Annotated in this window: 7 protein-coding genes; 4 read left to right on the top strand and 3 right to left on the bottom strand. The window is 37.9% G+C overall.

Translation table 11 applies throughout. From position 1 onward, the window contains the following. Positions 1-305 precede the first annotated feature (305 nt). Complete coding sequence (locus HGR01_RS11650) at positions 306-1,817, top strand: FAD-dependent oxidoreductase (protein ID WP_045871439.1); 1,512 nt, start codon at positions 306-308, stop codon at positions 1,815-1,817. Positions 1,818-1,893: 76 nt separating this feature from the next. Here the strand turns inward: HGR01_RS11650 and HGR01_RS11645 are convergent, their stop codons facing one another. From HGR01_RS11645 to HGR01_RS11635, 3 genes are all read right to left on the bottom strand, one after another. Then, a complete protein-coding gene (locus HGR01_RS11645; protein ID WP_045871438.1) occupies positions 1,894-3,222 on the bottom strand; it encodes a response regulator in 1,329 nt (442 codons plus the stop codon). 62 nt (positions 3,223-3,284) lie between these two features. Beyond that, positions 3,285-5,525 (bottom strand): PAS domain-containing hybrid sensor histidine kinase/response regulator, encoded by a 2,241-nt coding sequence (locus HGR01_RS11640; protein WP_081584051.1) that lies wholly within the window; start codon positions 5,523-5,525, stop codon positions 3,285-3,287. Positions 5,526-6,193: 668 nt separating this feature from the next. Further along, a complete protein-coding gene (locus HGR01_RS11635) occupies positions 6,194-6,640 on the bottom strand; it encodes a hypothetical protein (RefSeq protein ID WP_045871748.1) in 447 nt (148 codons plus the stop codon). An 871-nt stretch (positions 6,641-7,511) separates the two neighbouring features. Here HGR01_RS11635 and HGR01_RS11630 point away from each other — a divergent pair. From HGR01_RS11630 to HGR01_RS11620, 3 genes are all read left to right on the top strand, one after another. Beyond that, positions 7,512-8,915: a PhoX family protein gene (locus tag HGR01_RS11630; RefSeq protein ID WP_045871437.1), complete on the top strand. Its 1,404-nt coding sequence runs from the start codon at positions 7,512-7,514 to the stop codon at positions 8,913-8,915. 867 nt (positions 8,916-9,782) lie between these two features. Continuing rightward, the gene (locus tag HGR01_RS11625; protein ID WP_045871436.1) at positions 9,783-11,372 is read left to right on the top strand and encodes a TrbI/VirB10 family protein; all 1,590 of its coding nucleotides are present in this window, start codon (positions 9,783-9,785) and stop codon (positions 11,370-11,372) included. A gap of 314 nt (positions 11,373-11,686) precedes the next feature. Then, a complete protein-coding gene (locus HGR01_RS11620) occupies positions 11,687-11,971 on the top strand; it encodes a hypothetical protein (protein WP_045871435.1) in 285 nt (94 codons plus the stop codon). Positions 11,972-11,984: the final 13 nt, after the last annotated feature.

Genomic DNA, 11,984 nt, shown 5'->3' with positions numbered 1-11,984 from the left:
TCTTAATCAATAGCTAGCTATTTTTTCTGTTATACTCTTAACCAACTATTAAGTGCAAGTGCTGTTATATCTACTTTAATTTATTTAAAATACATAAAATAATTATCAAAGTAATTTTTAATTTAAAAATTCATTAAAATCGCGGTTGTTTATTATAACAACCGTGCTAATAATCTAATTGTTTTGGCTGGTATAGGCAAATATAATTAGCATTTGTCAGTAATTTTACGATGCAATGTAAGCATCGGTTTACAAATACTTTAAATTTAATTATAGATAGCAATAATCGGAGGCTGGACTGCACAATGAAAGCAGAGTCAAAACAAAAACGGGTAGTCGTTGTAGGTGCAGGTTGGGCTGGTTTAGGGGCTACCTACCATCTGGCAAAACAAGGATATGATGTGACGCTTCTAGAAGCCGGGCCTTATCCTGGGGGATTAGTTGCTGGTTGGAAAACAGCCGCCGGAAGTTCTGTGGAAGCGGGTATACATGGCTTTTGGTATCCTTACAGAAATATTTTTGCCCTCATTAATGAATTAGGAATTAATCCTTTTACAACTTGGACTCGTTCTGCTCAATATTCTCCTGCAGGATTAGAAGTAGAATCACCAATTTTTCAAGACTTACCCAGGCTACCCACTCCTTTAGGAACTTTTCTGTACACTAAATTTCAACGTTTACCATTAATTGACCGTTTAAGTGCGTTACCTTTACTTTATGCTGTAGTTGATTTTGATAATTCTCCCGATGCTTGGCGGCGTTATGATTTTGTCACAGCCCGGGAATTATTCAAAGATTTTGGGGTTTCGGCGCGACTTTATAAAGAAGCTTTTGAACCGATGTTATTGGTAGGTTTATTTGCCCCTGGCGAACAATGTTCAGCCGCAGCTACATTAGGAATGTTGTACTTTTTTATTTTGGCACATCAAGCTGATTTTGATGTTGTTTGGTGTCGAGGAACTGTTGGCGAAAAAATATTTAGTCCTTGGGTAAACCTTATTGAAAAAGCAGGCGCAAAAGTATTATCTCAAAAACGAGTTACTGATGTAATTGTAGATAGTAATAATCGAGCCACAGGTGTAGTTTGTGGCGATGAGGTTTTTGATGCCGATGCTGTAATTTTTGCTGTTGGTATCACTGGCATGAAGAAAATAGTTGCTAATAGCCCCAGCTTACAAAATCGTGAAGAATTTCGTAATTTAAATAATTTAGGAGCAATTGATGTTTTAGCGACTCGCTTATGGTTTGACCGCAAAATTGATATTCCTCGCCCTTCTAATGCTTGTTTTGGGTTTGATGCAACTACAGGATGGACATTTTTTGATTTAAACGCCATCCATGATGAATATAAAAATGAACCAGGAACAGTAATTGAAGCTGATTTTTATCATGGCAATCAATTCCTCAATTTAAGTGATGAGGAAATTGTGCCTATTGTTCAGCGTTATTTAACAACTTGTATCCCAGCATTTCGAGAAGCAAAGGTGATTGATAAAAGTGTAATTCGCCTGCCAAATGCAGTGACTCATTTTGCACCAGGGAGTTATCGCTATATGTTACCAGCTACAACTACTTTTACTAATGTGTTTATGAGTGGTGATTGGATTGTCACCCCTCATGGTTCATGGTCGCAGGAAAAGGCGTATGTCACTGGTTTAGCTGCAGCAAATTCGGTAATTTCTTATTTAGGAGCAGGTCAGCCAGCTAAGATTTTACCAGTAGAAGCAGATGAACCCCACATACAAGCAGCGCGATCGCTCAATCAAACAGTCCGTCAATTGGGCAAATCTACCCTACCTGACTTTTGGTTGCCTTAGCTGGTTGGGGAATGGAGACAACGAGGAATAACTTTTGACTCTTGACCTTTGACTCTTGACTCTTGACTCTTGACGACTAAGCCACTCGACTAACTTTTTGATGAATGGGAATTTGAATGATAAATTCTGTTCCCTGTCCAGGTGTCGATTTACAATAGAGACAGCCACCATGTTTTTCGACAATAATCTGGTGGCTGATTGATAAGCCTAATCCAGTGCCTTTACCAGAAGATTTGGTGGTAAAAAATGGTTGAAATAGTTTTTCTAGGACTTCTTGATTTATACCAGGGCCGTTATCTGCAATGTGGATAGCTACTTGATTCTTGTCAATCATAGTAGTACGAATTTCTATGCGGCTTGGTTGCTGCTTAATTTCTGCCAATGAACGCTGCTGATTATATTCATCTAAAGCATCAATAGCATTGGCGATAATGTTCATAAATACTTGATTCAGTTGCCCTGCATAACAATCAATTAGTGGCAACTGGCTGTAATCTCTGATTACTTCAATACCAGGATACTCTGGTTTAGACTTTAAGCGATAATTCAAAATTATCAGTGTGCTATCAATGCCCTCATGAATATTTACAGCATTCATGTTGGCTTCATCGACACGCGAGAAAATCCGCATAGATTGCACAATATCACGAATACGTCTAGCACCAATATTCATTGATTTGAGCAACTTTAATAAATCTTCCTGAATAAAAGTTATATCTACTTCATCAAGCCCTGTTTGAATACGGGGTGTAGGATGAGGATATTCTTCTTGATAAAGATTTAAAAGATTTAGGACTTCTTGAGTATATTCGTTGGCATGAATGAGATTGCCATAAATAAAATTGACTGGGTTATTAATTTCATGGGCGATGCCAGCAACCATCTGTCCTAGGCTAGATAGCTTTTCACTCTGAATTAACTTCAGTTGCATTTCTTGTAAATCTTGATATGCTTGGCTGATTTCTCCAACTTTCTGCTCTAATAAAGCGTTTTTCTGCTCTAATTTTACTGATAAATCATGTAATTTGAGGTGCAATTTAACCCTTGATAAAACTTCTTGCTGATTGAAGGGTTTGGTAATATAGTCTACAGCCCCAACTTCAAAACCTTTGACTTTGTTAGCTGTATCAGAAAATGCGGTCATAAAGATAACTGGAATATCTTTAGTGACAGGATTGGCTTTTAAGTGATTACAGGTTTCAAAGCCATCCATATCTGGCATCATGATGTCCAGCAAAATCAAATCTGGTATAACATATTTAATCCTTTCTAAAGCGATTTTGCCAGATTTTGCTACGCATACTTCTAAGCCAACTTGATCTAGGGCATCAGATAGGACACCTAAATTGGCAGAATTATCATCAACAATTAGAACTGTCGCCGTTTGTTCAGTTACCAGAGTCATACAACCTCTAGGATGTGTAGAAACCAACAAAAGACATAATTAATTTTGTCTTTTGGTGTTTGTCAAAGCTTTGACTTATAAGATTGAATGAGTGCCAAGATATCTTGGTCTTGATATCCTGTTGCTAGTTCGTGCAGCTTTTTCGCGAAGGGGATATATTTTTTATCCATCTGTTCGATTAATGCTGCTTGTTTAATAATTCCCTTAAAGTTACCTTTCATTACCAACTTGCACAGAGTTTCTAGTTCGGCTATAGGTGGAGCAATTAGCTCAGTATGATCTAGTTCTGGTAGATGTTCATTTTTCTGCTCTTCATAAAGCCACTCTAGATGCAGATGTTGTTGTAATTTTTGCAAGAGAGTCGTTGCTTGTACTGGTTTAGGGAGGAAATCATTTCCGCCTACTTCTATGCTGCGATGTTGATCAGTTTCAAATACACTTGCTGATGACACAATTATCACAATTTCTTTGAATGTTTCTGACTTACGGATGCGCTGGATCAAAGTAAATCCATCAATTTCTGGCATTAATAAGTCAGTCAAGACAATATCTGGTTGAAATTCCCAAACTTTCAGCCAACCTTCTTGTCCATTGACGGCTTCAGCTACCTCAAAACCAATGGGGCTGAGTAAATTCGCAATTACTGAGCGATTTGCCCATTTATCATCCACAATCAAAATTTTAGGACGGCAGTTTTTAATACCAATAATTTGTCCCTTGTCATCAGTTTGAGATGTTTTAACCCACTCATCAGCTTCAGGTAAGTTGACATCAAACCAAAAAATACTCCCAACATTTACTTGACTTTGCACCTCAATAGTGGTTTCCATTAATCCGACAATTTTTTGGCTGATTGCCAATCCCAACCCAGTACCCTCTGTTTGTCGCCGATGATTTCCTACTTGTTCAAAGGGTTGAAAAATCACTTGGAGTTTTTCTTCGGGGATACCTATACCAGTATCACGGACTTGAAAGCGAATTTTTCCGGCTGCAGCATAGCTCACGGTCAAAATTACGCTACCTGTATCGGTAAATTTAATAGCGTTGCTGAGAAGATTAATTAACACTTGTCGTAAACGTTTTTCATCGGCATGAATGCCAATAGGTAATTCTGCAGCTAATTGATATTGAAAATTAATATTTTTGAGTTCGGCGCGAATGCGGCACATTTCTGCAACACCTTGCAAAAATGCTGGTAAGTGGAAATCCGTAGGTGTAAGTTCCAGTTTTTGTGCTTCGATTTTTGATAAATCCAGAATGTCATTAATTAAAGTCAGCAAATGCGAACCACATTGGTAAATGACATCAATACGCGATCGCTCTTTTTCATCTAAGTGTTGGGAACGTTGCAGAATTTGGGCATAGCCTAAAATACCGTTGAGGGGAGTCCGCAATTCATGGCTCATATTGGCGAGGAATTCGCTTTTGGCATAACTTGCTGCTTCTGCGGCTTCTTTAGCTTTAGCTAGGGTGATTTCAGCTTGTTTGCGCTCAGTAATATTTCTGGTTATGGCAATAATTCCCATCATGTTGCCTTTAGCATCACGCCAAGGAGCCTTGGTGGTCAGAAAAATCCCCTGAATGTTATCAGCAGATATTTCTTCTTCGTAAGTCTCTGTGATTCCTGTTGCCAAAATCTGGCGGTCTTTGGCCATGATTTCCTGAGCTGCATCAGGTGGTAATACTGCTGTATCGTCTTTGCCAATAATCTCGTTGATGGGCTTACCAAATAATTTAGCTAAATTAGAGTTGAGAGCCACATGACGACCTTGGCAATCTTTAACCACAATCAAGTCTGGTGTACTTTCCAAAATAGAATGCAACAGCATATTCCTAGCGCGTAGGTCTTCTTCTGTTTGTTTGCGCTGTGTAATATTTTCACTAAACATTACCAGCCCGCCAATTTCACCACTAGCCTCATGCCAAGGACGTATCAACCAGCGTACCCACTCAATAGAACCATCTGCACGTAAATATCGGTCTTCATCGCGTTGGGCGATCGCCCCCGCTAAACACTGTTGATGAATCTGCTTCCATTCTTCGGGGATATCAGGAAATACATCGTAGTGACAGCGTCCAATTATGTCATCAGTTATGTGATAGCTTTCTAGCCATTTGCGATTCACCGTCAAATAGCGCATTTCCCGATCCAGTATGACCATCCCCACAGGACTATAATCAATAGCCTGTTGCAAATATGTTGTGGTCTCCGATGAAGCGATGTCTGTCAGATTACACCCAATCATGTTAATGTTTGCTCCCAAAGTTGTCTGGGGGTTATCGGATGAGAATTGTTGGTTCATGGTGAATTCTGACGTTCAGCAGTATAGAGCTTTTATGCGATCGCGCTGAGGATTGCACACCTGAAGTTTTGAACTTAAACCCTAGTTTGGGTGTTCTTCAAATAGAGTTGGCTGTCAACTCGCAAAGATAAGTCTATTTCCATTGAATCTAAATATACCGATGGTCGAGAACCGAGTAAAAACGGAAATAGTTAGATATGTACTCTCATAGATAACTATAAAACACCGATATTTCTAATTTTTCTGGGATTCAATCACTGTAAATTTACGGCTATCAGCAAAATCTCATATCAGCTTTATCCGTACAATTTTGTATTCGATATCCAGTAATACTATAAAATTATACCTATTGCATTTAGAATTCATTCCCAGGTAGGATGACACAGAAAAGGTATTGATGTCTGTTCGTGATTTCTCGTTTTCCTCTGCAGTCAATCCTTCATCACAAGCTTTACTTTTTCTCTTCGGGGCTTACCATCATTGATTTTCGGTCAATCTGCAATCTGCAAAGAGTAAAAATGCTTACAAAAAATCAGCAGTTGATCCCATGTCTTAAGGATGGGATCAACTGCTGCTCACTAACTTGGGGCATAGAGAATCAGGCATTGATTGCTTTTTCTATGCCCTATGCCGCAAAATCCAACTTCCTATTTTTTCAGGCAGGAATCTTAAAGTTGTCTAACTCTTTGCCTTGTATATCGCCCATCCAGTCCCAGTTTGATCCAACTCAGACATTCATATTCTGAATTGAATAATTTTGGTGCTGCAATATTATTCAATAACTCTGGCGGGTAGTGGTCGTAAAAATATTTACCCTCCTGTTGGGAGACAATAATTAAATTGTGATGGTAAATATAGCGAGATTTAAAACTATCACCGCTACTGATAAACTCTGACTGTTTGTCAATATGTTCTTTGGCAATATCAATGATATTACTGATACTACTGCCATAAATACCTGCTGGATTCTCTGTTTTGTGAAATTGGCTATTATTACCAATCTCTGCCAATAGTTTATAGGAATAAATTTCGTAATTATCGGCTTTGCCAAAAACAAATGGAATGATGAGATATCCTTTATATGACACTGAGCTTTCATAAAGAAGACGACTCATCTCAACCTCCTTTGGTATAACTGCTTCCTGATAAATTGCCCCCATTATGCCCCTACTAACAGTCGAGATATTACTGTTAATTAGCAGACTGATGTGTATATCTGATTTGTTTTTTTGCCAAGGGGGTTTTCACCCCTTTTTTGACAAATTTAGATGTGATAGAGGCTGCCAGAAAATCATTGCAAAATTCATTATCGCTTTTTTTGAAATGCATAATTATGAAATATATTGCAAAAGTCAAAAAATCATAAATATCATCCTTTAGATAGATATAAGATTACTATTTGATTTTGTGATACTAAGTATAGATTTAGTCACTTATTTTCAGCTTGATCGCATCTTTTCCTTGCTTAAGATATTTTTTTAAAAGATAGAATTTTTAGAGCAAAAATTTAAACACTCTTGCAGCTATAGTACGTACATAAGACCAAGAATTTTTAGACGATTCGTGAGAAATCCGGGGTACGAGTCAGAAATTCTAGCTTTTTGACTGTTGTGGCATTGCTTGCAAATGATATCTGCGTTTGATAATGAATTTAGGAAAATTGCGATCGCTGTCGTTCAGTGGAGTACGGTGACTCTTTGATAAGCTGATACGCACCTAAATCAAATATTCTGGCGTTAGGACTGTCAAGGGTCAAGAGTCCAGAGTCAAAGGCTAGTTTGGACTTTAGACTCTTGACTTTTGACAACCTGAGTGCGAAATATACAATTTAAATGCTTAACAGCTTATTGGCTGTTTGCCTTTAACCACAGAATATTCACAGCCTTCATACCTGTATCTTCACACCCAATCTTAACCAAGCCTTATTAATTTATTAAAAAACAATTTTTATTTTTAAACCACTGGTATGTTGCTGAAGCATTTCTAATGAACTTATCAAGACGTAATTTCTTTAAGGTGGCTGGTGCAAGTGCTGTTGGTGTGACGATGCTTTCTCCCCTAGAAGCCTTGTATGCAGGAGCAGCCAAAGGTAAAGTTGCTAACGGAATTGGCTATGGCCCCTTAGAGGCAAAACTACCCGAAAATGCAGATGAACTAGTTGATGTTGTGCTTGGTGGAATTAACTTAGGTAAGCAACCACTGTTAGAACTTCCTCGTGGATTTAACTACACTGCCATATCCTATACAGGCCAACGTATGGATGATGGGGCATTGGTAGCCAGTAATCATGATGGAATGGCTGCTTTTGAGGATCGTAGTAGAAACGGTCGTAAAACAAATAGCACAATTTTAGTACGAAATCATGAGGTCAGCGCTAATGGTTCTAATCCAATCATCGGATTGCCACGATATGACCAAATTGGAGGAGGAACAACGACTATTATTGTTGGGCCTGATAGACGGGTGAAGAAGCAATTTGTTTCTCTATCAGGAACTATTCGTAATTGTGCTGGTGGGCCGACTCCTTGGGATTCTTGGATTAGTTGCGAAGAGAACCTGACCCTTCCTACACCTGGTGGAGCTAGCAAAAAGCATGGCTATAACTTTGAGGTTCCAGCAACAGAGAATATTCAGATTGCCGATCCGATTCCCCTTGTAGCAATGGGCCGTTTTAATCACGAAGCTGTTGCTGTTGATCCCAAGACGGGATGGATTTATCAAACAGAAGATGATGGAAGTAGTTGTTTTTATCGCTTCCGTCCTCATGTCCGTCCTACTAGATATGGTGATTTGCAAAAGCGTGGTGCGGGAGTATTAGAGGCGCTAGTAGTTAAAGGAAAACCTAGACTTAATACCAGCAAAGAGTTCCCTGTCACTCAATCAAAATCAGTTGAAGTTGAGTGGGTAACGATAGATAATGTTGACCCTAATGACAATTCTTTTGCTAGTTCCGTGCGAGGTCAAGGACAAGCTAAGGGTGCAGCCATTTTCTCACGCGGTGAAGGTGCTTGGTATGGTGATGGCAATATCTACTTTACCTGTACCAATGGTGGGGCTGTAGGACAAGGGCAGGTTTTTGCTTATAATCCCAGAAAAAACACTCTTACCCTAGTTGTTGAGTCTCCGGCAGAGAACATACTTAATTTCCCTGATAACATTACCGTAGCTCCATTTGGGGATCTCTTTTTATGTGAAGACGGTAGCAATACTGAGTACGTAATTGGCGTTAACCAAAATGGCGAATTGTATCGCTTTGCCGCAAATGCTATTAACGGTAGTGAATTTGCTGGGGCTTGCTTTTCACCTGATGGCCGTACAATGTTTGTCAATATCCAAGATCCTGGAATTACCTGTGCAATTTGGGGCCCTTGGACTAGAAAACGAGCATAAAGTATTTGTCATAACTTTAACTTCGAGCAAGCCTTGTTAGAAGTTTGAAGCTGATTTTTATCAGCTTAATCAAGCGAGATTTTTATTTTCATGTACTTTCAAAAATAAAATGAAGGCAGTTAGTTTCCCCTAAAAACACGCTTAACTGAAGCAATGAATGAAGTCATATAAAAAGTTAGCATAAGACTAAACTTTGCTGCCCATATCCCGGACTTTTCTAAAAATTCCGGGATATAAATTCTGCTAGAGTAAATAAATATTTATTTACAGGATGGCATTGCTAACCCTAAATATAGGCTTGTAGTTCAAGCAACCTGGAAACATCAAGTAGTATAAACCAGAATCTTTAAAATATTTAATCAAGTGGAATTTTCCTACTTAACTAAATGTTTAATTATTTCATCCCTGTCTCAATAAAAATTAAAATTTTTATTTTCTATAAATTTAGGCTTAATATTCCTGACTAGAGATTGCAACAATACGCAATAATTGCTGAAATTTTATAAACTCATTGCCAGCAAGATTTGGTATAATTAAGTTTAATGCTATTAATTTTAGTCAACAACCTGAGTAAATATTTTAGATTATAGAGCATTTTCAGCCTCATAAGGTAGCTGAATATCAGCGTAAAGTGCAGATAATGACCAATTGATTAATTTTTAAATGCTTTAATAGACCTGGTGAGAAAATTATAGCTAAAAAGCAATTTCCTTGAGAGTATATAAATATTTAACAAATTCACTATTAGCTATCTGATTGCATGACAATTCGTAGCTGCTCAATTGCTTCAAACTAAATTAAAATCGGTTAAATATTTAATTTAAAAACTGACAATCTCCTGAAAATTTAAATTACTCGATTGATAATATGACTCAGCATTTAGTTTCTTCCGATACTTCCTCAGAAAATTTAGCTAATACTAAATCTGATAACTACCCACTAGCATTAAACGCTGATGATTGGGAATTACGGATGGCTCAATTAGTAGGTTTGGAAGTAGAGTCAATATCTGCTGAGTCGGAAGAATCATTAGAATCATCAGATAACGTACAGTTATTACCATCTCAACCAACAGCAGAGAAAACTGAGCAATCACTATCATCAAATCCCTTTGCTAAAGTAGGTGTAGTTGGTAGTGTTACTTTATTGATAGTTTTATTTGCTGGTGGGTTTTTATCACAATTGATGAGTAGTAATCAAACCCCAAAAAAGAAGATTGTTTCGCCAGAAGTTCAACCATCGGTAAAACCAGAATCTAGAGAAGAAAGTTTAGCAGCAACAGTAGAGACTCTGAAAACAAAATTAGCTTTAACTGAACAAGCGGTAGCTGTGAAATCAGCACAACAACAGTTAAGAAGTGGCAGAATGAGAGCAGTTGCATCAAATTCACAGCCAGATACTTCTCAATCTGAACGAATGGTAGTTACAAGAATACCAACACCGAGGTCAACAATTTATGTACCCAGGACAGTTACAGTTGAGCGCATGGTTAGATACCCTAATCCTCAACAACCTGTTGCTCAATCTTCATTATTACCCCAACCGCTGATTAGCCAACCATCAACTCAACCATTGGTGCAACCATCAGTCAATGTAACTCCAATCTCTACACCAAACCCACTCCAAGATTGGGAGAAGATAGCAAAGTTAGGTAGCTATGGACAGGTTGCTGCTGCTAATAATTCTAATCAAAATGTCAGGAATGTAGAAGAAAATAATCATCAAGAAGAACAACAAATAAGTAATAATCAGCCAGAAGATACACCGAATCAGCAAACTTCTATAGTAGGTCAAGGATTACAAAAAAATCCAAAATCTTTAGCAATTGGTAGTCATGCTAAAGCTGTGTTGGCAACAGCTATATTTGGAGAAACGACTAAATCAAAAGATAGCGATGATAATAATATCTTTGTAGTCAGGTTAAAGGAACCCTTAAAAGCAGCAGATGGTGCGATCGCAATTCCTGCAAATACAGAATTATTAACTGAAATAAACTCTATTTCTGAGCAAGGTTTGATTCAGCTTAACGTAGTCAAAATGATTGTAAAAAATCAAGGACAAATCACAGAAAGAAGTTTATCAGCAAATGCACTGGTCATTCGTGCTCCCCAAGGTAAACCCTTAATCGCCAATCGATTTCCTAATAGCGGTTCATCGATTGCTAGTATGGATCTAGGGTTATTTATGTTAGGTGGTCTTGGTAAAGCAGCTGAGTTAGCTAACCGTACTGAATCTCAAGTTGTAACTACAACTGCTGGTGGTACTATCGTCAGCAATAGTAATCCTCAACGCAACATCTTAGCCGGAGTTTTAGAAGGTGGGATAAATACTGTAGTTCCCCAAATCGTGCAACGCAATCAGCAAGCAATTTCTCAAATGAGCCAACGAACTAACGTTTGGTTTTTACCTGCGGGTACAGCAATTGAAATCTATGTTAATCAAGCAATGCAATTTTAGTTATGATGTCAACTCCACCAGCAATTGCTAAAATTTAATTTGGAAAGTTACATCTATTTTAGCTGAGGGAAATTTGCATTTTGAATTGAGCAGTCAACAATTTTTTGGTTACTTAGGTAAAGATAAATCACAGATTTTGTTTAGGCGATCGCACTATACCCTCAAAGTTAAAATCAGCAATAATTAGTCAATAAGAATCTTACATTTTTGTGAATTATGCAATTGCATTGAGTCCGAAAGCTAAAAAGCATACTCAACCAATTGATAATCTTTAAACTGATGTATCATAAAAAATACATTTACAAAAATCAACAATGGTAGAACGCCCAATTAAGAAATCAGAACGTCAGTCCCAAGCAAATGCTGATAGTAATTCTGAAAATTTGGATTCTGTAACCCCAAGAGAGTCTAATCCAAAATCAAAACCAAGCGGGAATCGCTCATCTGGTAAAGGAAAAAAAGGATCTTTTAAAGATGAAACTAAGCCGCCGGTCAATCCTGCTCTAATTCGTGGCCCTAAACCTGTTAAACCTAAAATTGATGTCAAAACCGACTCTGAAACAGAATCAGAACCTATTTCTGAAGAGCCTCAAGATTAACATATTAGTCATT

Origin of the sequence: Tolypothrix sp. PCC 7712 (assembly GCF_025860405.1) — a bacterium.
Classification (GTDB): Bacteria; Cyanobacteriota; Cyanobacteriia; order Cyanobacteriales; family Nostocaceae; genus Aulosira; species Aulosira diplosiphon.
The sequence above is the reverse complement of the archived record's forward strand: the minus strand, read 5'-3'. Positions and strand labels throughout refer to the sequence as shown.